The 26,982-nt window shown below is 47.6% G+C and carries 19 protein-coding genes and 1 pseudogene; 10 read left to right on the top strand and 10 right to left on the bottom strand.

Features of this window, described 5'->3' with window-relative positions; translation table 11 throughout:
• Position 1: 1 nt before the first annotated feature.
• The gene (locus ACJJH9_RS08435; protein WP_444909753.1) at positions 2–829 is read left to right on the top strand and encodes an SDR family NAD(P)-dependent oxidoreductase; all 828 of its coding nucleotides are present in this window, start codon (positions 2–4) and stop codon (positions 827–829) included.
• A gap of 315 nt (positions 830–1,144) precedes the next feature.
• Positions 1,145–1,354, top strand: coding sequence for a cold-shock protein (locus ACJJH9_RS08440; protein ID WP_020412807.1), 210 nt, complete (start codon positions 1,145–1,147; stop codon positions 1,352–1,354).
• A gap of 93 nt (positions 1,355–1,447) precedes the next feature.
• Here the strand turns inward: ACJJH9_RS08440 and ACJJH9_RS08445 are convergent, their stop codons facing one another.
• On the bottom strand, positions 1,448–2,323 hold the full coding sequence (locus ACJJH9_RS08445) for a LysR family transcriptional regulator (protein ID WP_444924939.1): 876 nt from the start codon (positions 2,321–2,323) through the stop codon (positions 1,448–1,450).
• A 121-nt stretch (positions 2,324–2,444) separates the two neighbouring features.
• On the opposite strand from ACJJH9_RS08445, the gene ACJJH9_RS08450 reads away from it, so the two are divergent.
• The 3 genes from ACJJH9_RS08450 (at position 2,445) to ACJJH9_RS08460 (ending at position 5,107) form a co-directional block, all read left to right on the top strand.
• Entirely contained in the window at positions 2,445–3,218 is a 774-nt protein-coding gene (locus tag ACJJH9_RS08450) for an FMN-dependent NADH-azoreductase (RefSeq protein WP_444924940.1), read from the top strand.
• Positions 3,219–4,118: 900 nt separating this feature from the next.
• Positions 4,119–4,643: a type II toxin-antitoxin system YafO family toxin gene (locus ACJJH9_RS08455; protein WP_444924941.1), complete on the top strand. Its 525-nt coding sequence runs from the start codon at positions 4,119–4,121 to the stop codon at positions 4,641–4,643.
• Positions 4,640–5,107: a hypothetical protein gene (locus ACJJH9_RS08460; RefSeq protein WP_444924942.1), complete on the top strand. Its 468-nt coding sequence runs from the start codon at positions 4,640–4,642 to the stop codon at positions 5,105–5,107. Before ACJJH9_RS08455 ends, ACJJH9_RS08460 begins: the two co-directional genes overlap by 4 nt.
• 352 nt (positions 5,108–5,459) lie before the next feature.
• Here ACJJH9_RS08460 and ACJJH9_RS08465 read toward each other — a convergent pair whose 3' ends face one another.
• Together ACJJH9_RS08465 and ACJJH9_RS08470 are read right to left on the bottom strand one after the other, a co-directional pair.
• Positions 5,460–6,086: an anaerobic ribonucleoside-triphosphate reductase activating protein gene (locus ACJJH9_RS08465; protein ID WP_444924943.1), complete on the bottom strand. Its 627-nt coding sequence runs from the start codon at positions 6,084–6,086 to the stop codon at positions 5,460–5,462.
• Between the two features lie 2 nt (positions 6,087–6,088).
• Positions 6,089–8,329 (bottom strand): annotated as a pseudogene (locus ACJJH9_RS08470) (ribonucleoside triphosphate reductase).
• 460 nt (positions 8,330–8,789) lie between these two features.
• On the opposite strand from ACJJH9_RS08470, the gene ACJJH9_RS08475 reads away from it, so the two are divergent.
• On the top strand, positions 8,790–9,275 hold the full coding sequence (locus ACJJH9_RS08475) for a hypothetical protein (RefSeq protein WP_444924944.1): 486 nt from the start codon (positions 8,790–8,792) through the stop codon (positions 9,273–9,275).
• A 1,067-nt stretch (positions 9,276–10,342) separates the two neighbouring features.
• Here ACJJH9_RS08475 and ACJJH9_RS08480 read toward each other — a convergent pair.
• Positions 10,343–11,242 (bottom strand): ABC transporter six-transmembrane domain-containing protein, encoded by a 900-nt coding sequence (locus ACJJH9_RS08480; RefSeq protein WP_444924945.1) that lies wholly within the window; start codon positions 11,240–11,242, stop codon positions 10,343–10,345.
• Between the two features lie 19 nt (positions 11,243–11,261).
• The gene (locus ACJJH9_RS08485; RefSeq protein WP_444909749.1) at positions 11,262–11,828 is read right to left on the bottom strand and encodes a TetR/AcrR family transcriptional regulator; all 567 of its coding nucleotides are present in this window, start codon (positions 11,826–11,828) and stop codon (positions 11,262–11,264) included.
• Between the two features lie 95 nt (positions 11,829–11,923).
• Between ACJJH9_RS08485 and ACJJH9_RS08490 the strand changes: the two genes are divergently transcribed.
• The 3 genes from ACJJH9_RS08490 (at position 11,924) to ACJJH9_RS08500 (ending at position 18,458) form a co-directional block, all read left to right on the top strand.
• Positions 11,924–13,045 (top strand): efflux RND transporter periplasmic adaptor subunit, encoded by a 1,122-nt coding sequence (locus ACJJH9_RS08490; RefSeq protein ID WP_444924946.1) that lies wholly within the window; start codon positions 11,924–11,926, stop codon positions 13,043–13,045.
• Between the two features lie 9 nt (positions 13,046–13,054).
• Positions 13,055–16,174 carry an efflux RND transporter permease subunit gene (locus ACJJH9_RS08495; RefSeq protein WP_444924947.1) on the top strand — a complete coding sequence of 1,040 codons (3,120 nt, stop codon included), beginning with the start codon at positions 13,055–13,057 and terminating at the stop codon, positions 16,172–16,174.
• 403 nt (positions 16,175–16,577) lie between these two features.
• Positions 16,578–18,458 carry a hypothetical protein gene (locus ACJJH9_RS08500; protein WP_444924948.1) on the top strand — a complete coding sequence of 627 codons (1,881 nt, stop codon included), beginning with the start codon at positions 16,578–16,580 and terminating at the stop codon, positions 18,456–18,458.
• A gap of 125 nt (positions 18,459–18,583) precedes the next feature.
• Here the strand turns inward: ACJJH9_RS08500 and ACJJH9_RS08505 are convergent, their stop codons facing one another.
• Positions 18,584–19,768, bottom strand: coding sequence for a serine hydrolase domain-containing protein (locus ACJJH9_RS08505; protein ID WP_444924949.1), 1,185 nt, complete (start codon positions 19,766–19,768; stop codon positions 18,584–18,586).
• A 140-nt stretch (positions 19,769–19,908) separates the two neighbouring features.
• Here ACJJH9_RS08505 and ACJJH9_RS08510 point away from each other — a divergent pair, with 140 nt between their 5' ends.
• Complete coding sequence (locus ACJJH9_RS08510) at positions 19,909–20,376, top strand: hypothetical protein (protein ID WP_444885117.1); 468 nt, start codon at positions 19,909–19,911, stop codon at positions 20,374–20,376.
• A gap of 265 nt (positions 20,377–20,641) precedes the next feature.
• On the opposite strand, the gene ACJJH9_RS08515 is transcribed toward ACJJH9_RS08510, so the two are convergent.
• From ACJJH9_RS08515 to ACJJH9_RS08530, 4 genes are all read right to left on the bottom strand, one after another.
• Positions 20,642–22,027, bottom strand: a complete 1,386-nt coding sequence (locus tag ACJJH9_RS08515; RefSeq protein WP_444924950.1) for an L-serine ammonia-lyase — start codon at positions 22,025–22,027, stop codon at positions 20,642–20,644.
• A 187-nt stretch (positions 22,028–22,214) separates the two neighbouring features.
• Positions 22,215–23,192 (bottom strand): tRNA 5-methoxyuridine(34)/uridine 5-oxyacetic acid(34) synthase CmoB, encoded by a 978-nt coding sequence (gene cmoB / locus ACJJH9_RS08520; RefSeq protein WP_444924951.1) that lies wholly within the window; start codon positions 23,190–23,192, stop codon positions 22,215–22,217.
• A 6-nt stretch (positions 23,193–23,198) separates the two neighbouring features.
• On the bottom strand, positions 23,199–23,942 hold the full coding sequence (cmoA, locus tag ACJJH9_RS08525) for a carboxy-S-adenosyl-L-methionine synthase CmoA (RefSeq protein WP_252085733.1): 744 nt from the start codon (positions 23,940–23,942) through the stop codon (positions 23,199–23,201).
• Between the two features lie 121 nt (positions 23,943–24,063).
• On the bottom strand, positions 24,064–26,973 hold the full coding sequence (locus ACJJH9_RS08530) for an insulinase family protein (protein WP_444924952.1): 2,910 nt from the start codon (positions 26,971–26,973) through the stop codon (positions 24,064–24,066).
• Positions 26,974–26,982 lie beyond the last annotated feature (9 nt).

The following is a 26,982-nucleotide window of genomic DNA, read 5'->3' on the forward strand; positions in this document are numbered from 1 at the left end:
GATGGACACAAATCAGTCGGAAAATTTACAGAAGACTTTTGTGATTACAGGGGCTGCCGAAGGCTTGGGTTGGGCGATTACCCTGTGCCTTGCAAAAAAATATAGAGCTGAATTTGTTCTGGTTGATATTTCCACTGAAAAACTTCGCCAAAGAGAGGCCCAACTCAGGGCTATCGGTGTTCGAGTCAGGATATATACCGTTGATCTATCAAATTATTTGGCCGTAGAGGAGCTGGTTGAATCCTTACGGAATGAGTGCTCGAGAGTTGACCTGTTGGTAAACAATGCCGGCATTACACACCGAAGCCTCTCTACACAAACGTCCAGCGCGGTTATTCGCAAGGTGATGGTGGTGAATTACCATGCACCGGTAGAGCTTACTCAAGGCTTGTTTGCGGGGCTAAAAGCGGCCTCTGGCTGTGTGGTAAATATCAGTTCAATGGCTGGATGGATGCCGGTATTGGGGCGCGCGGGCTATTGTGCAGCCAAGAGTGCATTGCACCAGTATTTCGAGGTATTCCGTGAGGAAGTGCGCAACGATGGAGTTAGTGTATTAATGGTTTACCCAAGTTTCCTGGCTACAACGATTGAGCAAAACGCTTTAGCTGGAGATGGTGGGCAGGCCAAGCACCAAAGGAGCACGGTGGGAGCGGTGCGTAGCCCTGAGTGGATGGCCAATCAGATTATGACGGCATTAGAAAAGGGCAGGGAGCGTTGGTTTCCGAAAGATATAAGCCTGATTGGAGCCTACTTGTACAGGCTGGCCCCGATGACCTTTCTCAAACAGTTAAGAAGGCGCTTTCGTATGGAGCTAGGTACCACTCCCTAAGGTACAACTCCCTAGTGGGAGCACTCTAGGACGCTGAGTGAACTATAGCTTAGGAGGAAAATCTTTAAAGTAGGCCATTTATAATACAGCTATTGAGTTATCTGCTTCATTCCTTCCCTTAATTTCTATTTTTATAGACAAGAGTTAGCTTTAGGTGCTACTATCCTGATAGCTGGTATAAACGCCCAGTTTTTATTTTAGTTCAACTCGTAGTTTTAGTCATAATCCTTCGTTCTGTCTCTTTTAAATTCTCAGTTTTTGCCCGCTCGACCAACAGGTCAACTATGATCAATTTATTTTCTCAGGATATTTATTATGTCTAACACAACGACTGGTACTGTTAAGTGGTTTGATGAAGCCAAAGGTTTTGGTTTTATTGCACAAAAATCCGGCCCCGATGTTTTTGCACACTTCAGCAATATTGCCAGCAGTGGCTTTAAAACATTGCAGGAAGGGCAAGCTGTAGAATTTACAGTGACCCAGGGCGCCAAGGGCCCTCAGGCAGAAAATATTATTTGCCTTTAATTTTTAAGTCTTATTGCTTTTTAGTGACGGCTTGTTTGTCGCCCTTTCGAGTTTTGCTCGTAAGGGCGATATCGTATAAATTGTATATATGATTTATGCTATTTCTTCAAGTAGCCAATCAAGAAACACACTAACCTGCTCGTTATTTATATTACGGCCTGGGATTACTGCGTAGTATGAAAGCCCTTCAGCCTTTTGCTTTATAGCTGCGCTTTTATACGGCACCAACCATTCGTTCTGTAAGGCATTCTGAATCAGTAGGGAGCTAACTAATGCAATCCCCTGGCTCGCTAGTGCGGCTTGTATAACATGATACTCCTGATCATATTGACGAAAGGTAAGGTTTTTATTGAAGTTGCCAAGTAAGGATTTCCAACTGAGTGGGGTTAAAGACTGGTTGATCCACTTGGTTTCTAATAGCTGCGCCTGCTCGAGATCGGTTTTGTTTGATAAGTAGTTCCGCGTAGCATACATACCCACTGATTCAGTAATAAGCTTTGTGGTATTTTTGGCTTTTGGATCAAATTCACCGTAGCGAATAGCTATATCAATGTGTCGGTCGCGCTCAATATCATCTATCTGTTCACCGGTCGAAATGGATATCTCGATACCAGGATGCTTCTGATAAAAGCGCTCCAGGTGGGGAACCAGCCACAGTGCAGCAAAAGATGAAGTTGTACTGACAGAAATCACACTATTTGAGTTAGCGATTTCACCTATTGCTGCGGCAAGTTGCTGAAAAACTCGTGAAGTTGTTTCTGCGAGTAGCCTTCCTTCTTCTGTTAATCGTATTGCGCGGGTTTTACGCTCAAACAGCTGGCTGCCTAGCGTTTCTTCCAGGCTTTTTATCTGATGGGATACTGCTGTAGGGGTAATAAAGAGTTCCTCCGCAGCTTTCTTAAAGCTACCGAGCCTCGCAGCTGCATCAAAAACCTTTAAGGAATTGAGGGAGGGTAGGTTTGGATACATGGACTACTCTTCCTTATAGATGAAATTAATTCATCTATAAGGAGAAATATCTCATTTGTCAAGAATGCTTATAGACTGCACTATCGCTAGACCAAATGATGAATTTTTCGAGGTCTAGTAGATGAAAACCCTTCTTCATATTGAAGCCAGCGCTCAGATTTTTGGGACTATTCAGGTACCGGAGGAGTATAGGGACATACCAAAACACTCCTCTATCTCCAAGGCCGTTGCCGCGACTTTTGTGAAGCGTTGGCTTGGGCTAAGACCAAAAGATAAACTCATCTATAGGGATGTTGGCCAGACCCCGCCAGGATTCATTACCCAGGACTGGATTGCCTCTGTATTCACTCCAGAAGATCAGCGCAGTGAAGAGCAAAAATCGTTGGTTACATTATCGGATACTTTGATCAATGAACTCGACCAGGCGGATGTCATAGTAATGTCCTCCCCAATGTATAACTACGGTATGCCGGCGGCTTTAAAAGCCTGGTTCGACCAGGTGATACGTATTAACAAGACCTTCACCTTTGACTTGGCCCGTGGAGACTATCCTCTTGTGCCCATTATGTCGGGGAAGGTTCTGGTGCTAATTACTTCTGCCGGAGAGTTTGGCTTTGCAGAGGGGGGAATACGCGAGAACATGAATCACTTGGGTCCTCATATCAGGACATTGAGCCATTACCTGGGGGTCGATCAAGTCCATGAGATCAACGTTGAATATCAGGAGTTTGAGGATGAGCGGCATCGAAATTCGGTAAACCAGGCCTTGTTGCAAAGTCAGTCATTGGCCGAAGAGCTTGCGACTAAACTCAAAAGTCAACTTACTCACTCTCATTCAACGCAGCCCAAAGCGCTCGCCCTAAGAAAGCAAAGTATTGCTCAAATACAAGATTGAACTGCTGGCGTTGGTGTCCTATCGGGAAGAGGCCAAGCTAGGCCTCTTTACTGACCTTTAAGCCCGCCACCAGAAGATTCATAAAGCGGATGCACCTGGCCGACTGCCGATTCCATAATGAAAAGATAAGCTGTCTCTCAGAAATATAATTGCTTCTGGCCCGTCTAGGATGGCCATTAAATCAACAAGGGGATCGTAAAATAGGCCCACAGTATGATCCTGCTCATTAGTAGTAATCCATAGGCCGATAGCGATAGTGTAAAAACCAGACTGCCGCCACTCACTAGTAAATTAAGAGGACGATCTAAGTATTGTGGCATGAAAACTACGATAAATTTCTCAGGTTATAACCTATAGATATCAATAAGTAGGGGTAGACAATAATCACTTCAATTAGGAGCTTGCGATTGTCTAACGGCAGCAACACTATTCTCTTTTGACTTTGATAAAGTAAATCTTCAGAAGGCTACAGCTAAAATAAACTCATTGGAGAAGGGTTAGAATATTCAATAGCACGTGATCACTTAGCTGTAGATAAATTAACTATTGTGCATTTGGCACTATCGTGTCAAAGAGCAAAGATACAACTTCTCCCTTCCATCTGTTAAAATCAGTTGTATTAAAGTGGGCGGGCTTAAGTCGAGGTATAATCTATACAGTTAACCCTAACCCTTCGGGATATTCATTATATTTTTAATGTACTCTCGAGCATATAACTTTTAATCAAGGACAGAGCTATGACACAAAATAAACAAGGGACATCTAACCCACCGAAAAAGCCTAGGCTGCTCAAGCCCACAGAAGAGCAGAAACTACGTATTCAAGAGGCATTCAGGAAGGCTCAGGAGTATGATAATAAGTATGGTGTGAATTTCAAGCTAAGGGTTAAGTGAGAAGATTATGAGATCTATCGAGTTATGGTGGTCCAATGGTTTTGACCTCCAGCTACAAAACAACCCTATACTAAATGCGCTTGTTGACGACTTCGCTAATTATATAAAGGGCGAATTAGAATTTAATGGGCTTGGAGATATTGGTTACCTTAACGCCAAATACTTATTTGGTCGTGATGTTGCCTGTGATAGGCCGCCTGTAGAGATTTTAGGTATTGATTACCCCAGAGATAAAGCAGGTACTTGTAGTCACATACATTTGATTGATAGAACTGTGCAGACCGGCAATGTTAGTGGTCAAAAATTTACTTATAGCGAGCTGACCTCAAAACGCCATCTTAGAGATTACCAAGAGCGCTGGACAAGTGACTGCTTTTTAATTTATTACCAGCACTCTCTAAAAGAAAATGCCTACGCTATTTTAGATTTTTGGCCAAATGGGCATAGTAGATTTTCTCATGCAGAAAGGCTAAAACTGCTGGATATGATAGAAATTTACGAAGATAACGATGCAGCCAAGCGAGTTATATGAAGACTAAGCCACACTGGTTTCCTGGTGATAACCCCGGTCAAGCAGCAAATGTCCTTCTTGTAGTAGCACTAAAAGAGGGAGACCGTATAATTTACGACGTTGTTTATAGACGTTATACGAGGCACCTAGATACTTATACTTGGGTGGATTTAGACCTGGGCCTCTCTCCAATAGTTGGGTATATACCCTTAACAGACCTTGTAGGTTGGTGTACAGGGACAGATAATTACCCGCATGTAGTAGATAGTAGTGACCGTACATTTTTGAGCTGGACAATTGGTGAGCCTAGTGACCCAAGTCAGCGTTATATAGTTTCTTTAGCTTCACAATATGATATTCAGCAGTGCATCGACGGTGATTGGATTTTACCAACAAAAGAGGAAACTGACAGTGGTTTCGATAAATACATACCAATGAATGACTTTATCGACTATGTTGCACGTTTTTTTCCATTTACTACTTAATTAAAATAGGCCTGCTATTTAACAGAAACTATGAAAGTGTCGTTTTTCTAGTATTTAATACAGGGGATTAACAAAAATTTCGGTGGAGCCTAATAGTTAATTTCAGGCTCCTCAACCGTTGATGGTGCTACTTCAAGTAGTTGACCTTTCGTTGGCCTCAGTACAGACTGAATTTATTATTGTGAAATGAACTCTAGTTTTTTACTACTTTCCGATTAGTACCTGTATGAAGTGTGGTGGTTTATTACTGGATGGTGACCTAATGGCGCTATTAGTTTACAGGGAAATTTATATTTTGATTAAATCTAGAGAAATAATGAAGTCTACTTGCTGCTAGCCATTATATACACATTCAAAATAGGAGCTTTAATGTTTGATCAAGCGCTTGCTCAGTATTACAACGCTGCACCTCTAAATGATGAACACCGTATTTGCGAAGCTTTTCCTGAATTTGAGCTAGCTCCTCATCGCTGGTGAGGCGAGGATGCCTGGTAAGGCGTACTTGCATTGCTGTTCCCGCCTCGACGAGTAGCTCTACACATTGCCAGGGTGCGGTACCGCTACCATCCACCCCGGTAATGGCTGAGTAATTTTCCGGCAACGCTTTTATATCCAGCCCAACCCAGTCCAAACTGGGGGTCAAGTGACTCAGTTTCCGAGGGTAGATCCCGGCAGTATGTAAACCTATCTTAAACCCCAGGCTTCGGGCTTGGGCAATGGCGGCTTCCAGTGCCCCCTGGGCAGTTGGCTCTCCGCCAGAAAATACCACCGCATCCAGCAGTCCTTTCCGGCTGGCTAGAAACTCCAATATCTGGTCCCAGTCGTACGCACTGGGCGCGCGGGCCGGCAACAGATCACCATTATGGCAGTAGCGGCAACGCCATGGGCATCCCTGGCAAAAGACCACTGCGGCCAATTCACCAGGGAAGTCGATAGCGGTAAATGGTGTAAAACCGCCTATGCGCAGCTTTTCAGCCATAGCTATTTGTCACTACCAGCAACAAAAAAGCGGCGTTCTCTGTGTTCCGATTGTTTGCCTGGATTCCAGAAGGAGACCGGGCGGTGATAGCCCATCACCCGGCTCCAGACTTCACAGCGGGTACGGTCTTCATTTTTGAGTGGTGAGGTTGGTTTATTCATGATGTCTCTCTTTGGTGGTTGGTTTTAATCGCTGCAGCAAGATTGCTCACGAGCGAGCAGGGCCTCATCGCAGCGGGGACAGAATTCGTGTTCGCCACTCAGGTAGCCGTGTACTGGGCATATAGAAAAGCTGGGAGTTACTGTGATATAGGGCAGCCGATAATTTTTCAGGGCGCGCTGTAATAAGCGGCGGCAGCTATCGGCATCTGGCAGTTGTTCGCCCAGGTATAGGTGCAGCACAGTGCCGCCCGTATAACGGGATTGTAGGGATTCCTGCCGGGCCAAAGCTTCGAAAGGATCATCGGTAAAGCCAACTGGCAGCTGGGATGAGTTGGTATAGTAAGGTGCTTCCGTGCTGCCAGCCTGAATAATATCCTCATAGCGCTTTTGGTCTTCGCGGGCAAAACGGTAAGTAGTTCCCTCAGCCGGTGTGGCTTCGAGATTATAGAGGTGGCCGGTTTGTTCCTGGAACTGTGTCATTCGCAAACGAATATGATCGAGCAATTGCTCGGCAAGTTTTTTACCGGGCTCTGTGACGATACTTTCACGGTCTTCACTAAAGTTTCGCAGCATTTCATTAATGCCGTTAACGCCAATGGTGGAGAAGTGGTTACGCAGAGTGCCAAGATAACGACGCGTGTAGGGAAACAGGCCGGCATCCATATGCCGCTGAATCACTTTACGTTTCACTTCCAGAGAGTCCCGTGCAAGTAGCAGTAGTTTATCTAACTGGGCGAGCAGGAGGTCCCAGTCCCCCTTATACAAATAGCCCAGACGTGCACAGTTGATCGTTACTACACCGAGAGAGCCGGTCTGTTCCGCGGAGCCAAATAATCCATTGCCCCGTTTAAGCAGCTCTCGAAGGTCCAGTTGTAGGCGACAACACATGGAGCGCACCATGTTTGGACTGAGGTCTGAGTTTATAAAGTTTTGGAAGTAGGGCAGTCCATAGCGGGCAGTCATGGCAAATAGCCGTTCCGCATTTTCGCTCTCCCAGGGAAAGTCCTCACTGATATTGTAAGTTGGAATTGGGAAAGTGAAGACCCTGCCGCGCGCGTCCCCCTCGCTCATCACCTCAATATAGGCGCGGTTTATCAGGTCCATTTCCACCTGCAGGTCACCATAAGTGAATGGCATTTCTTTGCCGGCAATCACCGGTACCTGCTCTCGCAAGTCTTGAGGACAAACCCAATCGAAAGTGAGGTTGGTAAAGGGAGTCTGGGTGCCCCAGCGGGATGGCACATTCAGGTTAAAAATCAGCTCCTGCATGCACTGGCGTACGCTGGCGTAATCCAGCTGATCCTTGCGTACAAAGGGTGCGAGATAAGTATCGAAGGAGCTAAATGCCTGGGCTCCAGCCCATTCGTTTTGCAATGTGCCAAGAAAGTTAACGATCTGCCCAACTGCGCTGGTCAAGTGGGCGGGCGGTGCCGACTCCACTTTGCCAGGAACTCCATTCAGCCCTTCGTGCAGCAGGGTACGCAGCGACCAACCGGCGCAATAGCCGGCTAACATATCCAAGTCATGGATGTGTAAATCACCATCCCGGTGGGCTGCACCAATCTCCGGGGAATAGACATGATTTAGCCAGTAATTGGCAATCATTTTACCGGCACTATTTAAAATCAGGCCGCCGAGGGAGTAGCCCTGGTTGGCATTGGCAGCGACACGCCAGTCCGCCTGCTCCAGATATTCTTCAATGGAAGCCCCAACATCTACCAGAGTTTGTCGATCATTGCGTATGCGCGCATGTCGCTCCCGATAGGCGATGTAGGCCCGAGCAGTATCTATATAATCGCAATTGATTAATATTTGCTCGGCAATATTTTGGATCTCTTCAATATCCACTGGTGTCACAGCATCAAAGCGATGATTAATCACTTTCAGGATGCCCTGGATTAGCCAATCAACTTCATCCTCACCGAATTCACCAGTAGCCTGCCCGGCCCGCACAAGTGCCGAAGTAATACGTTGAGGATCAAAAGCCACAGCGCGACCATCCCGCTTTCGTACCAGAAAACTGCTTAGGTTTTGAGTAGGAGATGCGTCACTGTCAATTTCTGGGGTAGAGGTACTGGTCATGGGCTTTCCTTCACAGATTGTGCGGGAAGCTTATAAAAGTCCAGGGGAGAAGCACTTGATCTGGATCACTATATATAGTGTCTTCCGATAATTCCTGGCACATTATATTGTATCTATTGGCTGGGGTGCCTAGCTGAAAAATACTGTGTCTTCAAGATGTCGGCACAGGGGTAATGGGGGTAGGAGCATAGGATTTTCAGATGCTTCGTATAAGAAATAATCTATTTAGTGCTTTGCGCCAGATATCAATATGTCATTGATATTTTCATATCAAGTGATTGGCACTATAAGAAAATGACTAGAATGCTGAGCCTTTGCTCTTTCTGAGGAGCCACAAGGATGTTATTTTTATGTCAATATTTTATTTGGGCTCCATTTTTTCAAAAACCAAATATGATGATTATGCGAGTTTATTTTGGAGGGGATGTAGATATGCCTGGTTGTGATTTGGAGGGCATAAGTGAGATTTGGTGATGCGGTTAGACGTGCAGTTTTAGCGATTATTCAGGAGAAAAAGCTACCACAAAGTGTTTGGCATAAAAATCACATACATTTTAATGTCGCGTCGACATTTTGGACGGCATTTTTATTATCGGTTTCAATATTGGCTGCTCCACTTTTGTGGTTGCTATTTCAGCCAATTCTCTACTTTATGTCTATGTCGATAACCTCTCCCGTAGAGAGATGGCTTTGGTTTTTTCTATTGGTTGGGTTTGTATGTGTGGTGAACTGTTTTAGCGATTTTATAGAGAAGGCAGATAGAAATAGCAATGTCTCTTATGGTGATTTGAACTTTGGAGAAATAGTGATTTATCGCATGGTTTCGGTTGTGGTTTTTAAGTGGATGTTTATTTCTGGTGTTAGGACTGTAGTCAATAGATTTTTCTCAGGGCTTTTAGCTATTTGGTATGTTTTCTTTTGTGCATTTCTTGCTGGTATGTTTTAAGAATAAAATTCTTAACACCTAGTGCGCCGAGCTAAATCGACAAAAAAATGGAGGTGAAAGCCCTCTGTCCGGTAAGGTTTAGCAAGCCGCTGGGATCCCGAGTCATGGGCGTTGTTCGGTAACGGCCAGCGTTAAGTGTTGACAGAGGTCGGTACAGGCTCAAGGTCCTCAATCTAGGACCTCCATAGATTAGAAAGAGGCGATAGCCAGCGTTACTGGCGCTAGTTTCGGTACGATTTCTTTCTACTTTATAGTTAAGGGGAAGTGCAATGCTGAATATCTATGCTTGGGCTTAGAAAACTGTGACTTTGGAGAAAAAGTGGAAAGTAGTATCGAGAGAATGGGTAGGAAATAGCAGGGTATGGCAGAAAGGTAGTGTCGACAGTCGCTTATGCCGTGTACCCAGCGTTTGTCGAGTTGGAAACAGGTATGTCTTACAGCCGCCGCTTACTCCTCTAAGCCTTTAAAGCATCTTTTAAATTTTCACCTGAGATAAAATCAGTATTGGGTGAGTCGCTCAGCTTTATAGAATAGGGGAGGCGATTTCGGCAATAAAACCTCACCTTCCGAGCCCCAAATATCGGCCACCCCGGCCCTCTAACTCCAAAATGATCACCGCAACAAAAAAGATCGCACACCGGCTCTATTGGTTATCTCTTTCCTGTTACTGATAGTAAATAGAAAAGTAATCAGGAATAGTGGCCAGTTACCAAGACCGCATCGCATAAAAAAGATCAAAAAGCACCTAGCATCAACTGACCAACCCTAGCTAGAAAGCAAAAGGTAAAAAAGAAAGCCTCTATAATAATACAGCCAATACCACCTCTGACGTCTGTAAACTCACAAAGAGATAAAAGCCATCACCTTCGCTAACCCCCGCAGCTGCCTAAGGCAGATTTCACCGATGCAGCTGAGAAAGAGTTAATATCCAAAGGTAAATCCCATTACATTAGATTCATTTCTGGAGGCCCAGTGATTGGAGAACCCAAATCCAAACCAGATTTTTTGCATATGCTTTTTTGTAACCGATCATGAGGAGAAAGAGGAGGCCAATGGTCTCCTATTCCTTATGATCCAATCCGATTAGAAATCTCCTTCAAACGAATAACCTGCTGAACATAGAGTGGTAACGCAGATACCTTCCCAATAAAGTCGAAAACGTACATTAATAAGGCAACGATCAATCCATAGTTAACCAGGCCCCCATCGATTGCTGCTATGGGAGCGTAAACAAACAAAGCGACTATGCTAGCCCACAATATAAAGTAGGTGCCTGTTTCCAGGTCGCTCAATTCAATATTCCACCGCATAAGGCGCCGGAAGTGTGCTTTTGCATGCTCAACATTTGGTTGTTTAAGCGCATCAACCTGATATTCCAGCTCATTATTATAAGATTCATTCAGCCGGTAATTGGTATTTCCGATTACGCAATAGATCAGGATAATCAAAGCGAGAATTGCCAGGCAAGCCAGAAAGACGTTGAGATTGATAGCACTGATGATAATGAGCAAACCCACCATACCAATAGAAACGGTAATAACTTCTGGCAGGCTATTTTCAAAGAATTCGACAATTTCAGTTAATAAACTGGAGCGCGCAGTAATAGTCGATACAGACTGTTTCTTTGCTTTTTCACGGGCCACCATTTCCGATGTAACTACCTGGTAAATATGTGCATAGATTCGTGTATCGTAAAACCTTCGAACACTTCCCATGAGGACAGAGATAGTGCCCAAGATTGCCAATAAATAAATGCCATCATAGGACTGTTCTAATAGACTATTGATAGCCCAGCCGATGGCAAGTGGAAAAAGTAGTTCGAGGAGTGTTTCAATAACGACCAGCGATAGGGTCAGAGATACTCGCCACTTAAATCGGGTAAAAATCGAAAGTAAAGAATGTTTGTGCTTGCCTTTCGTATAATCATCATCTGTTGATTTTGAAACAGTGGTAACTGGCTGAGTCATTTAACAACTCTCTCAATGCTTAACGAGCAACGCCATTGCAAAATGTGTGAAACGCTAAATCGGCCAGCGTATCGTGATCTATGGATTCTGCATTTTTTGTTAGCCAGGATGTATAAAGCAGGCCCTCCACCAGGTTTACCACCCAGGAAGTAGGAAGTTTCTTGGACAGGCTGCCTTCAGATTTTGCGTATTCCACCAATGTAGCGATTTCACTCTCTTGTTTCTCATAGATAGCGGTGAGCTCTGGGTCATCTTCATCAAAGTCTCCCAACTTCATTAAAAACTCCATTTCGGCCGACAGCGGAAAAATCGCTTTGAACATCAGGTGGAAAGCTTGCAGAGCTGATTCAGCCTCGCTTTCCAAGTGTTCGGTGGCTTTATCAAATGCCTCCAGGCAGTGAATCGCAACCGCCTTAATCAGCTTTTCTCTCGTGTCATAAAGACGGTAAAGGGTAGTGCGCCCAACTCCGGCCGCCCGGGCAATATCGCTAAAGGATGCCTCCCTATTTTTGCTCAGGAGTTCCATACTCGCCTTCATGATCGCAGTTTGTGACTTCTGAATACGCGCATCTAGGTGATCAGCCATGGAGTTATTACCTGAACTTTATGGAACATGCTTGTATCATAATCTGCTATTGGTTATGGTGCAAGTGTGTTCCATAAAATGTAAGTTGCCTAGGCATGATGAAAATTGCTGGAATCTGGTTAAAGCGGCGGGCTGCAGGTATTGTTGCCACCAGCTTGCTGGTCTTGGTGGGGCTGTGGCTTATGGCTGAGCAGCAGCCTGCAGCCATGGTGGAGAAGCCCAAAGCGTCTGGCCTTACTGTTACTGTCGTGGAGGCAGTACCGACGGATGCTCAGCTTGAAGTCAAAACAACAGGCATAACACAACCCCGCTGGGCGACTGAGGTTATCGCATCAGTGAGGGGGCGTGTCACCCATATTGCTAACCACGCAATGCCGGGCAGTCTCATTAGGAAGGGAGAAATACTGGCGTCGCTACAGGATACTTTTTACCAGGCTGAAATCCGTGCTGCTCAAGCCAGAGTGTCAGAGGCTGAACTCAGCTTGGCCGAAATACTCATGCGTCAATACGTGGCAAAACGAGGGGATAAAGCGAAGTCATCATTTGGCCGACTGGAGCCGCATGTCAAAGCCGCAGAGGCAAATCGAGAAGCGGCGAGGGGAGCTCTCGCATCCTCCCAGCAGAGGCTGGCTGATACACAAATTAAAGTACCTTTTGACTCGGTGGTTATTGCCGATTTAATCCATCCTGGCCAATGGATAAATGAGGGGGATGTACTCTTTCGAGTAGCAGCCAGTGACTACCTGGATGTCAAAGTTGAGCTTTCCGAGCAGACTTGGCAGCGCTTAAACGGCCTTCAGAAAGGCCCCTACAAAATCACTATAGAGGCGCCTGATGGACAACAATGGCAGGCTTCGGTCCGTTACCTAAGCCCAATCATGGATGCGACCACCCGCCAGCGCAGCCTTATGTTGCAAGTGGCTAACCCCTTTCAGCGCGAGACCCCTTTGCTCGCTGATCAGCAGGTCGATGTAGTGTTTGCAGGCAACACACAGAGCTATGTTGTCAGTGCTCCAGCATCGGTTCTTACAGAAGATGGGAAAGTATGGAGCGTTTCTGAACAATCACTCCTTTTGGAAGAGATAGAGCTACTGGATATGCGGCCGGATTCGGTTCTATTTCGTTACAAGAATCGACCCCACCAGAATCGTCAGCTTGTTCGCTTTCCTTTGACCAACTTTTTAGAAGGTCAAGCGGTTGCAATGACTATCCACTAAGGCCTGGATATGAAAACACTTTCACGCTGGTTCCTGGATAACCCAGTTGCCGCTAACCTTCTCATGGCGTTCATTCTGGTTGCAGGCTTGCTGACCTTTCAAAATCTGCGGGTGGAAAGCTTTCCACAAATTCCACCTACGGAAGTCGAAATCTCCGTTGTCTACCCCGGCGGTACTGCTCGCCAGGTCGATGAGAGTATTACACAGCGTATTGAGGAAGCTATTAGTGGTGTTGCAGGAATAAAGCGCATAACCAGCCAATCAAGCAAAGGTTACGCTTTATTGGTAGTGAAAAAAAATACTAATGTGAACCTGGATCGTTTGATTGAAGATATTCGCAATCAAGTTGAAAGTATCGAAGGCTTTCCCGTATTGGCGGAACGACCGCGTATTTATCGCAGTGAATATACGAATCTTGCGGCGTTTGTCATGGTCTACGGTGGTGACAATAATGATTCGCTTCAGCAGGTATCCTCACGAGTAGAGCGAGCGCTTAAGAAACATCCTGCTATTTCCAAAGTGACAAACCTGGGTAAAAGAAAGCAGCTATTGGCTATAGAGCCAGACCCCAGGAAACTTCAACGCTACGGTTTATCTCTTGAAAACCTAACGGAACGTATTCGCCAGTGGTCAGTGGAATATCGCAGTGGTGAATTAAGAACTGCCAATGGCAATATTGTTCTGCAGGGCAGTTCCCTGGCTGACAACTTGGCGAAACTTAGGAATATTCCCATTATCACTAAATCGACGGCAAGAGTAAGGCTCAGTGATATCGCTACTGTTAAGCGAGATTATGAGCAAACCGACAGTATTGTTCGATATCAGGGGCAACCAGCAATCGCATTAATGGTATCCACCAGCCAAAAGGATAACCTGTTTCATATCCATGAAGCCACAAAATCAGTATTAGAATCATTGGAATCGACATTACCCAAGAACATGCAGTTGGATGTAATGGCGGATATGTCTCCCTATATTTCCGAGCAATTAGACTTGCTAAGTTCCAACGCCTTGCAGGGATTATTCATCGTCTTATTGCTATTGGTGCTTTTTTTAGATACGCGGCTGGCCTTTTGGGTTGCCTTAGGTATTCCCATATCCCTGGCTGGTGCGATTACATTGATGGGTTTTCCTTCCCTGGATTACAGCATCAACGATATCACTATATTCGGTATGATTTTGGTACTGGGGATATTGGTAGATGATGCCGTTGTGGTCGGTGAAAGTATTCACCAGGCGAGACAAAATACAACTGACACGAAAAAGGCTGCCTGGAAAGGAGTTGAAGCCGTAGCCGTGCCCACAGTTTTTGGCGTATTGACTACAATCGCGGCCTTCTCACCGATGCTATGGATTGAAAATGAGTTGGCAAAAGTCTTATCAGGATTCTCTGCTGTAGTGATATTTGCATTGATATTTTCGCTAATTGAAAGCAAATTTATATTGCCCGCGCATTTAAGCTACCCAAATACACGTACTCACACCAAATATGCAATAAAGCGATGGATTGAGATCGCCAGAGAGAAATGTAACCGTTCATTAAGTCAATTTTCAGATAAGATATATATTCCGCTTTTGTCAATGAGCCTGGCAAACCGGAAAACAAGCATCAGTCTATTTGCCTCCTTTTTTCTGCTGGCCTATGGCGCTATGTTCAAGGGGCATATCGCCTCAGTATTCTTTCCCGAAATTCCAGGACGCTATGCCACGGTTAAAGTCACCATGCAGCATGGAGCTGCAAATACTTTAGCGGAACGTAATACCGATCAACTTGAACAGGCCATCAAGCGCACCGCAAATAGATTGCAACAGGAGTATGAACTTCCGGAGTCACCTGTTAGCAAGTATATCGTGTCAAAGGAAGGCACCAAGACCATAGAGTTGACAGCGGAATTAACACATGACGCCCTGGCCAGAGTAGAGAGCAACCGCTTTTTGCAGGAGCTACGGCTGCAAACAGGTGTTTTGGAGGGGAGCTATGCAGTGAAGTTTAGCCTTACGGAAGAACCGGCGGGCGATACTGCCATTGCGGTTTCTGCCAGCAACCGAGATCAGGCGAAACAAGTGGCTGACCGTCTCAAGGCTTTACTGGCAGAGTTACCTGGCGTGAATGATGTCTACGATGATAGTCAGCTAGCCAAAAGACAGCTGAAAATTATGGTCAATGAGCGGGGAGCCAGCCTGGGAATTGATCAAAGTCATCTGGCTTCTGTGATTGGAGGTGCATTCGGCCAGATTGAGATACACAGGCTGCTGGATAAAGGGGCAGAGACATTGGTATTGGCTCGCTTACCTCAAATGCAGACTAAAACAATCGAGCAGTTAAAAGCCACTCCTATTAACCTGGGCAATAACAGCTACGTAAGCTTAGGTGAAATAGCGCAGCTGAAGTATGAGCGGGAACCGGAGGTCATTTATCGGCGAGATCGCGATGAAGTGGTCAGCATCTACTGGCGTCAGAATCGTTCTGTCAGTTCACCGGAAAAAAACTGGGAGCGGCTAAAGGAAGAGCTTGTGCCAGAACTGGAGCGCCTTTACCCGGGTGTCCAAATTAAAGCCGTTGGTGAATTTGCCGAAATAGTAGAAGTACAGGCTGGATTTAAGAAGTCCATGTTGCTGACGCTTTTACTGATCTACGTTTTGTTGGCGATACCATTAAAATCCTATTGGCAACCAGTGATTATTATGTCGGTAATTCCAATGGGCTTTGCGGGGGCAATTATTGGACACGGCCTACTGGGCTTCCCAGTAAGCTTATTATCCTTATTTGGAATGATGGCAATGATTGGGGTAGTGATTAACGATTCCCTAGTATTAATGAGCCGATTTAACCAGCTCTACGCGCAGGGTGTGCCAGTAAAAACAGCGCTACTTCAAGCTGGGAAAAGTCGCGTAAGGGCAATTTTCTTAACTACGGTGACTACTATCTGTGGGTTGCTACCCTTATTAGCCGAAACCAGCGAGCAAGCCCAATATTTAAAGCCAGCGGCTATATCCTTAGTGTTCGGGGAGCTATTTGCTACACCGATTACTCTAATCCTGATCCCTTTGTTGCTTTCTTTTAAGCAGAGCAAAATTGCATTGAAAAGCGATAGTGCTTCTTATCCTGGGCAAGTCTCGCTTAGGTGACTTGAGCTGTAAGGTTAAGCTGATGAGTGAGCGTTTAGGAGTGAGCGCCGGCTAGACGTTCATTTATTTGCTGCTAAAGCCTCCAGTTTTTTTGCGGAAGCAGGTGCTTGGCTGTCATCAATAAGCAATTCGGGAGTGCTCATACTGAATAATATCACCCATTTTTAATAGAGCTTTATGAGTGTAGAGAACACTTCTAACGCAATTTGTATATAGGTGACAAATATCGTCAGAAAGGCGCCGATATAGGCAGGCTTTAGTTTCTTCATTTTTTTAAATGCGACACAGAAAATTATTCACGAAAAAATAAAATTCTTTTCGTATTTTCATTTCGTGACTCATTGGAACTTAATTCTTAATCCTTACCTAACACACAAATCAAAAAATAAGATTTCAGGCGATTATGGACAAGTTATTTAGCAAGAAACTATTGGTGCTGGCATTAACTGCAGCTTTGGCTGCGTGTAGCGGCGGAGGGGGCGGTTCTTCAGGCTCTGAACCTGAGACACCAGCTGGGAGCGATACGCCCATCCCCGGTAATGACCCCTCGACGGTAACGGTTGGAGGTGTTTCTACCTCTAACCTGGGGTTTGCCACAATAACCGCTACAGATATCACTCTGCCAAACGCAATGGTGAATGCGCAGGAGGTGTATCAGCTCGCACACTATATTGGCCGAACAGATAGTGAACAGGATGAGGAATACATTGATATTCCAATTCGCAGCTATACGGCAACTTGCGCTACGGATACTGATAAACCGCGGATGTTTGTATCCACTACATTATCAGAAGGGTTAAAAGCTTCTGATCCAACATACGGTTCTGTTTACGAGCTGCAATATAACCCCGAAACCTCAAGCTTCGATCAAACGGGCAATACCACTATCCTTAAGCAGTGCTATGAATCCCATGGTATTACTGCAAGTGCAGACTGCTCTAGAGTCGCTGTTTTATGTAACACCGAATACAAAGCAAGTGAACGCTACGATGTTCAGAAAGACCTTGTAGAGGAGTACGGCACCACTTGGATGAAGATTGAGGACAATCTCGACGCTGTTGCAGGTACTGATAATGAGAAAAAGTACAACGATCAGATTTGGTTAATGGAGTGGGATAACAAGCCCCTGTCTGAGAAACCTGATGCTTACGTAGTTAATAAAATGCACGGTGGCACTCACTTAGGTGCTCAAGAGCTACTGTATGTTGAAAATGACAGTAAAGGGCGCACCAATTATGCATTCTCCGTCACTGCGCGAGTACTTGTCAGCGGCTCTCACTATTCAGCTGGGCTGACGGTGATCGAGCGAGATGATTGGTCCTTGAAGATGTCCGGAAGTGATAACAGGGGCTGGGACTGGGCATGTGGACATGGGCATGTGCTTAATATCCGGGCTTTCTATAATCCTGGGAATGAAATGTTTGGGGCACTTTGTACCAGTGACGGAAACGATTACCACCCCTCACCAGGTTTGAAAGCGATTGCTATTAAAATGGAAGATAGCGACTCTTTTGAGGGTACTTATAATCACGTAGTCCCTACCACAAGTGCGATGATCTCCAATGGGGGAGGGCACACAGTTGTTCCAGTGGATGCGAACACGAATCTCTCAGTGGTTGTTTCTCCTAAGTACATTGAAGATGAGAATATGAATATGTTCTTACAGGATGTACTTGGTATAGATACTAGTGGCGACGGCCCCTTTGATGACCAATGTGCGGCTGAAGACTATAAAAATTGTTTCTTCGCGTATCTTGAAGATAACTACTATGGTGGCGATTACCCGCTGATTGCGAGGCAAGGACTCTATTCTGGTGGTGCGCTGGATACATCATCCTTAACTCGCGTAGGCATCGCAAAAGTTGATGGCCGAGGCAATATAGAGGGGAATGGCTTCAAGTGGCTGGCGGAAGATTCCGATTGCCAAATTAGTGACCCGCAACTGGTAGACTTAAAAAACGGCCGCTACTTGTTTGGTTATGCACAATTCCAGTGTATTTCTGATAACCTCCCATACAACCGCAGCTCCAATAAGAAGGGTGAGGCTTTGCGTATGCTGGTACCTAAAGCTTACTATGTGATGGAGATTGACGCAGACCTCAATGTACTTGAAGGGCCAGTAAAACTCACCGATTATGGATGGGGTGGATTGGATGAGCCGATGTATCTAGGTAACGGCAAAGTGGCCTGGAACTATATTAAGAATCCTACCTTTGAGAATTATATCGGCGGTCAGCAAAACGTGTGGCAAGCGATTGTATACCACTCTAAAAGTGTGAACTAATCCAACTATTCATCTTTATACGGGGGTAGGCTTGCCTACCCTCGCAATTTCTGATGCTTATATTTGCACCGCTTTTGTGAGTTTAAAATAATTAAAGGCTCAATTCGTATCTATTCAATGTGATTTTAATTTTCCACTGCAGTCTTAGTATTACATCTTTCAACTACATCATAGATTTTTTTAGATAGCTCTTTAAGCATATTAATCTGAGGTCTTTCTGCATTCCTGTTGGTGAGAATGACAAGTGCAAGCCCTGTTTCAGGAGCAACATAAGCGGCCGTGTATACCCCAATATTGCCACCCCAATGGCTTAAATAGGAGCGCTTTTTGTAGTTATAGCTATTCCATGCAACAAGTTGACTTTCCAGATGGTCTGGAATGCCACTCATGGAGCGCTCAGCAAACATCTCTTGAAGCACCTTTTGGGAGGAAATAGCCTCCCTCATAAATACACCTGAATTAGCAACCGCACCAAAGAATTTTGTCAAATCTGATACTGTTGAGCGCAACATTCCTGCCGGATATCCGGGAGTACTACTTTGTGCAACTGCGACAAGCTGGCCATCAGAAAGGGCTTGATAAGGCGTTGCGACTTCTAACCCAGACATATCTGCTATAGTCCAGAAAGTATGATCCATTCCCAGTGGCTCAAAGAAGTTTTTCTGAGTCCAATCTTTTAAATTCAATCCAGATTGTTGCTCGGCCCAGTTGCCCAACAAGTTGTAGCCCATATTGCTGTAGCTCCATTGCTCCCCGGGCGGGGATTTCAGGAAAGACTTATCTGCTGAATAATATTTGCCATTCTCTAGAAGGATATCTTCCAGTAGCTCGGAAAGCTTCATTGCTGAATCTTGCCCGGGTGTTCTGAAATCCACCTCATAATACATACCATCCTGTATGCTGGATGTATGTGTAAGCAGTTGGAGTAGGGTGATTTCCTTTGAGGGGTGATGGGGGTTCACTAGGAGAGAGCCTGGTTCAAGAGTCACAGAACTTTCTAGTTCGAGCAGGTGCTTATCAGCAATCTCCATTACCGCCAAAGCTGTGATTGGCTTGGTTACTGAGGCAATCTGGAAAATAGTGGAGGGAGTAACCGGTGTTTTGTGTAACTTGTCAGCAAAGCCAAAACCTTCTTCATACACCAATTCTCCGTCTAACGCTGCTCCTATCGCTACTCCCGGTATATCGGCCTCAACTCTAAGAGCTTCAATATCCTTTGAAAGGTCTTGTAACTGAACAGAGCAGTTTGTTTGCGCTAGCGCTCCCCAGGGCTGTAAGAAAAGAGTGAAGATGATCCATTTTGTCCGCATTGCTACCCTCCATAAATATATTTATAAGCATATTTATAAACATATTTATAAATATATTTGAAGGTTGTGGTAGAATCAAGCATCAATACTCTGCTGATGAGCCCCAAATTAATTTGAAAGATGGATGAGAGTTGTCTTTTATGAGCCCTGAGAATTACTTTATTGGCAAGACTGCGGAGACTATCTCTACTCTTATCACCAAGCAGTGCGAGATAATTCTCACGAGAAATGGTGTGCAAGTTCCGGTTAAATCTTGCTCAATCATCGTGACTTTGCATCGATTGGATGGATTGTCATTGAATGAAATTGCTCGTGAGACAGACTCCTCCCCTCAGCTGATTAAGCAGAAACTTCCGAAGTTACTTAAGCTCTCACTCATTAAGCATGAAGATGACTCAAGTGATAAGCGAAGGAGGCTTTTTTTTCTGACAGATAAAGGAAAGCTGCAGGTAGAGAAAATACTTGAAACATTTCAGGAGTTAGAGCGTTCACTGGATAGGCTCAATAAACATCTGGGGTTCAGCCTTCCCGAAAAGCTCGAGGAAATAAAACGGGCACTTACTGAAGTTCCACTTCATTCAGATGGCGAGCATTCTATTAAACAATAATTTGCCTTTGAGGAAGGTGAATTATGGAGTAATAACACCTTTGCTCAATAATGTTCATGGTTTATGAAGCTACTAAGAGAGTGCGGAGTAAACAATTGATAGGGGACATGAGACATTCCAACAATACCGTGGTTCTAAGGTTCCAATTGAATAGTTCTCGATAGTGATCCTGCCTTAATGACAAGAGATGAGCATGTTTTGGGTGTGCATTTTTGAAAGGGCAAGCTTGCCGAGGCCAAACCCAGCCCCGGCATAAAGAAGCCCATCAGCAGTTAACGGCGTTAACCGCCAGCCCGCCCAGAGAAGTCTCTTTGTATTTGCTCTGCATATCGATACCGGTCTGGCGCATGGTTTCGATCACGCTATCTAGCGGTACGATATGGGAGCCGTCACCGCGTAGGGCCAGGCGTGCGCCGTTGATGGCTTTTACCGCGCCCATGGTGTTGCGTTCGATACAGGGCACTTGTACCAGGCCGCCGATGGGATCGCAGGTGAGGCCCAGGTTGTGCTCCATGCCAATCTCGGCAGCATTTTCGGTTTGCTGATTACTGCCGCCTTCCACGGCGGCTAGGCCTGCGGAGGCCATTGAGCAGGCTACGCCGATCTCACCCTGGCAGCCCACTTCGGCGGCGGAGATAGAGGCATTTTTCTTAAATAGCATGCCGATGGCGCCGGCAGTGAGCATAAATTTTACCACCTGCTCTTTGAGTTCTCCGTGCACTTTCGGGTCGTGCACAAATTCCACGTAATAGGCGATCACTGCGGGAATAACACCGGCGGCCCCATTGGTTGGGGCGGTAACGATACGTCCCCGAGCAGCATTTTCTTCATTGACGGCAAGCGCGAACAAACTCACCCAGTCGAGGATGGCGAGGCCGCGATTGCGCTCTTCCGCTGTTTGTTTACTCAACTCCTGATAGAGCTCGGCGGCTCGGCGGCGTACTTTCAGGCCGCCGGGCAGAATCCCTTTTTGTTGGCAGCCCCGCTCTATGGAGGCTTTCATCACTTTCCAGATATTCCACAGGCGGTCCTTGACTTCCTGCTCGCTGCGAAATGCTTTTTCGTTTTCCATGGCCAACTCGGCAATGGTCCAATCGTGCTGATCGCAGATCTTCATCAGCTGTTCGGCACTACTAAAATCGTAGGGCAGCAGCGTGGCAATTTCTTCCTTGTGAGCGAAGTCTTCCTCTGAGAGAACAAAGCCGCCGCCGATGGAAAAATAACTGCGCTCGAATAGCAGTTCTTCGCCGCAATAGGCTTGGCAGGTCATGCCATTGGAGTGTTGCGGTAGGAACTCTTCCATATGGAAGAGCAGGTCGCGATCGCGAACAAATTCTATTTTGTGGTCACCATTAAGTGTCAGTGCTTGTTCGCTGTGAATGGCGGCCATCTTTTCATCGATACTATCGACATTGATGGTATCGGGGGTTTGGCCAAGCAGTCCCATCAGTACCGCCATATCGGTGCCGTGGCCGATTCCGGTCAGGGCCAGGGAACCGTAAAGGTGTACTTGAATACGGTCGGTTCTTGCGAGTTGGTCGCGGTCGCGCAGGTCCTGAACAAATTGGCGGGCGGCGACCATTGGGCCCACCGTATGGGAGCTAGAGGGGCCTACGCCAATTTTAAACAGTTCAAATACGCTAATACTCATATAAATTCTCTGCGCTGGGCCGCAGACAGTCGCGGCCTTCCCTTAAGGATATAGTTGCACCATTTGGGGGCGCACTTTGCCCTACAAGGCGCAACAATCAAGATGGCAGTCGCTATTCCGTACAAAATTCTATTTGTTACGGCTTTTGCGGAATTTATGAGTTTCCAGATTGTGGCTGTGAAACAAGCTATGGCGCTTCCGCGACCAAAACAGCCCGTTTGGGCGCGGGGTGACCTTCTACTGTTTTGTCCGGTGATTGCGGATCGAGAAAGTCGGCCAGTGATTCAAAGTGCATCCAGTCGGTGCGCCGCTGTTCCTCCAGGCTGGTGATATTCAAGTCTACTGTCCTAGGATTGCGAAAACCGCACTTGCGTAGCCAAGTTTCCAGGGTGGCGCAGCTGGGAAAGAACCATACATTGCGCATTTTAGCGTAGCGGCCCTCTGGTACCAGGCAATCCCCGAGCCCGCCATCAATCACTAAGGTCTCCAGCACCAGTTGTCCACCAGGGCGCAGGGTCTCACGCAGCTCGCGCAGGTGGTCCATCGGCGAGCGGCGGTGGTAGAGCACACCCATTGAAAAGGTGGTATCGAAAGCGCGCAGATTTGCGGGCAGGGCTTCGATGCCGAGTGGCAGCAGGTCTACCGGCTGTTCGTCGCCGAGATATTTTTTCAGGGCGTAAAACTGCGCGACGAATTTTGCCGAGGGATCTATGCCGATCACCCGCCGGGCCCCAGCGCCATAGGCGCGCCAACAGTGGTAGCCGTTGCCGCAGCCCACATCCAGTACCAGTCTGTTTTTCATAGGCGCGAGGTGCGGCAGCACCCGGTCCCACTTCCAATCGGAGCGCCACTCGGTATCGATAGGCAGGCCAAAAATTTCCCAGGGGCCTTTGCGCCAGGGGTGTAGTTTTCTCAGTTCCTGTTCTAGTCGCTGCAATTGCTGAGGCGAGGCGTCACTGGCCTTGCCGATACGCACGCTATTGCTGAGCTCGATGCTGGAGGGAGCGATATTCGGTAGGGCTTCGACAGCTGCGCGCCAGTCGGGCAGGTCGCCCCAGCGATGAGTGCTAAGGTTTTCCGCTACCTGTTGAGGAAGCTGAGCCAGCCAGCTGCGCAGCTCTGGGATATGTTGCAAGCCTTGGTAGAGTTGGGTGTAGTCAATCACGGGTAGTTACTTATCGGGGCTGCCTTTGATGGCGATCAGGGAGGCAAAGTTAAAACATTGGAACCAGACATCGACGCTAGTGAAGCCGACGCTCTTAAGGCGAGAGCGGTGGGTGTCTAAGGTCTCTGGAATCAGCACATTTTCTAAAGCGGAACGTTTCTGTGCAATTTCCAGTGCGCTGTAGCCATTGGCGGCCTTGAAAGAGTGGTGTAACTCAATCATCAGTTCATTGTGGTCTTTATCGGCGAAGTCCACTTTCTCGGAAATAATCAGGATGCCGCCGGGGCGCAGTCCCTGCTGGATTTTGCGCAGGATTTCCTCGCGCTCCTCAACCGGAATAAATTGCAGGGTGAAATTCAGTACCACAACGGAGGCGTTTTCAATCGCTACGTTTTGCAGGTTGTCGCAAATGAGTTGCACGGGTACTTCACCGCTATCCGCTTCGAGTACAGTGCGCGCCTGGGATACCATCGCTTCGGAATTATCTACGGCAATGATTTCGCAGTCTGCTGCGGGAATACGGTGGCGCATGGCCAGGGTGGCGGCACACAGTGAGCTGCCCAGGTCATAACAGCGGCTGCCCGCTTGGGCATAGCGTTCCGCGAGGGTGCCGATCATGGCCACGATGGTGGTGTAGCCGGGCACGGAGCGCTTGATCATGTCCGGGAAGACTTGCACCACCTGCCGATCAAATTCAAAGCCGGCCACCTGGCCCAGTGGGTTTGCGTAGATATTATCTTGTTTGCTCATCGGGACTTCGCTTAGGGATCACGGCATGGATCCAGGAGAAATGATTACTGCCGAGTACTATTTGTCTGCAAACGGGTAAAACCGGCGCCCCGGCAGCTAATACTGCCGGGGCCTGCCTCACTTACAGTTTTTCTTCTTGCAGGTTGAGCTTCGCAGCCGCTTCACTGCCCTGGGGGCCGGTGACAATCGCGGTGCTGGCTTTGGACGGTTCCAGGTAAGTGGCACCAACGCGCTGCAGATCTTGCAAAGTAACTTCGGTTACCCGCTTGCGGAACTGTTGGCGTACTTCGTGGCTGCGTCCATAGAGGCCTGAGTGGAAATTCTTTTTGGCCTCGCCGGCGGGGGAGCCGGGTTTATCCAGGCCGCCGATCACACCGAGGATCGATTCCTCCACTTGCTCTTCTTTGTGCTTGCCTTCGGCCAACCACTGCAGGGAGGCATCGAAGTCCTCTAGGGTTTCTCCCATACGCGGATCGCGATATGAGTAAAAGCGGAATACCCCGATATTGCTGTCGTGTCCGGCACCACCACCGTAGGCGCCGCCCTGTTCGCGAATTGTGCGGTGCAGGAAGCCATTGCGCAGGAAACCGCTCAATACGGACAGCGGTGCGGCATCCGGGTGCGACATGGGTACGGTGGCGTAAGCTTTGGAGCAGAAATTCACCTGGCTGTTGGCCACCCAGAGCTCCTGTACCCGTCTGCGCTCGAAAGGCGCATCCGGATTGGCCGCAGCCGTGCTGGATGAAGAGATAAGTGGTGCCAGTGCCTGGCTGAAGTCACTGAGTTTTTCCTCTTCGCCAATAAGCAAGAACTGGCGCGGGGCGGCGAGGATTTTATTGTGGATTGCCTGGAAGTGCGCAGAAAGTTGCTGCAGGCCATCTTTCTCATCGAGCCCTTTGACCATGGCTCTCAGGTTGCGCAGGCCAAGCAGTCCGCCGCTGGCGTGGCTCTCCCAGGCTGCGCGATTGTAGCCAGCACTGGCGGCTGCCATGGCGAGGGCATGGCCGTTGCCGACAACACCCTGTTCGCGGCGCGCCAGGGTCTGTTGTAATAACTCTTTGATACGGGCGTGCTCATCGAAGCGCACCTGTGTCATAGTGGCCTGCATCAGTTCGGTCAGTTCACTCTGGTTTCGAGAGAGTGCCTTGCCGGAGAGAATAAAGTGGCCGGACAGGTGATCGAGGTTGTCGATGGCGGTGCGGCTGCTGGTGAAGCCGTGCAGGGCACCGGCGACACGGGTCTGCCACTGCTGGACTTCCAGGTAGTCCTTATCGGCGAGGCCAACCTCACTCAATACCTGGCAGTAGTAGGGCAGTAGCGCCTTTTCTTCTTCGCTAAATTCGGGCAGTGCACACACCATTTGTTGGTAAACCAGACCATTGGTGCCAGCGCTGTAGCGGGTGAGTTTTTGTTCACCGATCTCAGTGATTTCACCCTCGACATCCGGCATTTCTGCGGGAATATCTTCTACCCCCACTTTGGGCAGGATGGAGGCATCATCTTCGCGATTCTGGCGGTCCGTGAGGGCCTTGGCAGTTTCGACTATTTGCGCTTTTTCCTGCTCGCTAAGGCGCGCTTTGATCTGTGCCAACTGCGCCTTTTCCGCCTGCTCTTTACGCCCGGCCAGTTTATCGTCCGGGCTCATTACCAGACGCACGCGGTGCTGGTTTTCCAGCAGTAGTTCGCGCGCTTTATTGGCGATAAACATCGGGTCTTTGATCTGATCGCGCAATTTTTCCAGGGTAGCGTCGATATTCAGTAGGCCAACCGCATCACCGCGGTGAGTGGCGCCGGTAAGCGCGGTGAGGATCAGTTGCAGGCCATAGGGGTAGCCATCGCCTCCAATTTCGCGCTGCTGCAGTTCCAACTGATGCAGACTGGCAGCTACTTGCTCGTAGGGGATGCCTTTCTCGGCAACTTCTTCCAATACGGCGAGCACTTGTTTTTCCAGCTCGTCGGCGCGCTCGCGCTCGCTGCCTTCAATGCCACAGACAAATACCAGCTCCCGCTGGGAATCGTCCAGCCCGATAAGGGGGGAGGGGGAGGTGCCGAGGTCAGTGGTCTCGAGCAGTTTCATCAGTGGGGAGGCGCTGTTATCCAGCAGCACGCCGGCGAGCAGGTGTGCAGTGAGGGCCTCTTCCAGATCGGTAACGTCGCCGAGTAGCCAGCTCAGAACGATATGGGTTTTTTCTTCCAGTGCTTCACCACTAAGCGGGTAGTGCTCTTCCACCTTGAGCGGGGCGTGATAGCGGTCTTCGCGGCCCACTTCGATCGTCTTGTCCAGCTTCTCAAATTTGTGCAGCGCTTTTTCTTCGAAAGCTGCCTGGTGTTCGGCGGCGGAAATATCGCCGAAAGTCATAAAAATGGCGTTGCTGGGGTGGTAGTGACTGCGGTAGAAATCTACCAATTCTTCATAGCTGAGTTTGGGGATATCTGTAGGCTCGCCACCGGAGTTGAAGTGGTAAGTCGTGGTGGGGAACAGATATTTACTCAGGGTGTGCCAAAGCTGCGAGCTGACCGAACTCATGGCGCCCTTCATTTCATTGAACACCACGCCTTTGTATACCAGCTCGCTGCTGGTGTTTTCGGTTTCGGCGAATTCCAGGCGGTGCCCTTCCTGGGCAAAATCCAGTGGGTCCAGTGTGGCGAAAAATACCGCATCCAGGTAGACATCGAGAAGGTTATTGAAATCCTTGCGATTCTGGCTGGCAAAGGGGTAGGCGGTCCAGTCTGAGCTGGTGAAGGCATTCATAAAGGTGTTGAGTGAACGCCGAATCATCATAAAGAAAGGGTCGCGCACCGGGTATTTGTCACTGCCGCACAGTGCGGTGTGCTCGAGAATATGGGCCACACCGGTGGAATCGTGGGGCACAGTGCGCAGTGCCACCAGGAAAACATTTTCCGCATTGTCTGCGGCAATGTGCAGGTGTTGGGCACCGGTGGTGGTGTGGCGGTATTCCTCGACACGTACGCCGAGGGAATCGATATCTGCGCTGGTAACCAGTTCAAATGCAGGATGTGAGTTGTTCAAAAGACAGCT

The sequence above is a fragment of the Microbulbifer mixtoriginis (SeqCode) genome (assembly GCF_052466715.1).

What these genes read in the sequence shown, in the direction of transcription:
- ACJJH9_RS08435 (WP_444909753.1), top strand. Translation starts at nt 2, where the DNA reads ATGGACACAAATCAGTCGGAAAATTTACAGAAGACTTTTGTGATTACA.
- ACJJH9_RS08440 (WP_020412807.1), top strand. Translation starts at nt 1,145, where the DNA reads ATGTCTAACACAACGACTGGTACTGTTAAGTGGTTTGATGAAGCCAAA.
- ACJJH9_RS08445 (WP_444924939.1), bottom strand. Translation starts at nt 2,323, where the DNA reads ATGTATCCAAACCTACCCTCCCTCAATTCCTTAAAGGTTTTTGATGCA.
- ACJJH9_RS08450 (WP_444924940.1), top strand. Translation starts at nt 2,445, where the DNA reads ATGAAAACCCTTCTTCATATTGAAGCCAGCGCTCAGATTTTTGGGACT.
- ACJJH9_RS08455 (WP_444924941.1), top strand. Translation starts at nt 4,119, where the DNA reads ATGAGATCTATCGAGTTATGGTGGTCCAATGGTTTTGACCTCCAGCTA.
- ACJJH9_RS08460 (WP_444924942.1), top strand. Translation starts at nt 4,640, where the DNA reads ATGAAGACTAAGCCACACTGGTTTCCTGGTGATAACCCCGGTCAAGCA.
- ACJJH9_RS08465 (WP_444924943.1), bottom strand. Translation starts at nt 6,086, where the DNA reads ATGGCTGAAAAGCTGCGCATAGGCGGTTTTACACCATTTACCGCTATC.
- ACJJH9_RS08480 (WP_444924945.1), bottom strand. Translation starts at nt 11,242, where the DNA reads ATGACTCAGCCAGTTACCACTGTTTCAAAATCAACAGATGATGATTAT.
- ACJJH9_RS08485 (WP_444909749.1), bottom strand. Translation starts at nt 11,828, where the DNA reads ATGGCTGATCACCTAGATGCGCGTATTCAGAAGTCACAAACTGCGATC.
- ACJJH9_RS08490 (WP_444924946.1), top strand. Translation starts at nt 11,924, where the DNA reads ATGATGAAAATTGCTGGAATCTGGTTAAAGCGGCGGGCTGCAGGTATT.
- ACJJH9_RS08495 (WP_444924947.1), top strand. Translation starts at nt 13,055, where the DNA reads ATGAAAACACTTTCACGCTGGTTCCTGGATAACCCAGTTGCCGCTAAC.
- ACJJH9_RS08500 (WP_444924948.1), top strand. Translation starts at nt 16,578, where the DNA reads ATGGACAAGTTATTTAGCAAGAAACTATTGGTGCTGGCATTAACTGCA.
- ACJJH9_RS08505 (WP_444924949.1), bottom strand. Translation starts at nt 19,768, where the DNA reads ATGCGGACAAAATGGATCATCTTCACTCTTTTCTTACAGCCCTGGGGA.
- ACJJH9_RS08510 (WP_444885117.1), top strand. Translation starts at nt 19,909, where the DNA reads ATGAGCCCTGAGAATTACTTTATTGGCAAGACTGCGGAGACTATCTCT.
- ACJJH9_RS08515 (WP_444924950.1), bottom strand. Translation starts at nt 22,027, where the DNA reads ATGAGTATTAGCGTATTTGAACTGTTTAAAATTGGCGTAGGCCCCTCT.
- cmoA (WP_252085733.1), bottom strand. Translation starts at nt 23,942, where the DNA reads ATGAGCAAACAAGATAATATCTACGCAAACCCACTGGGCCAGGTGGCC.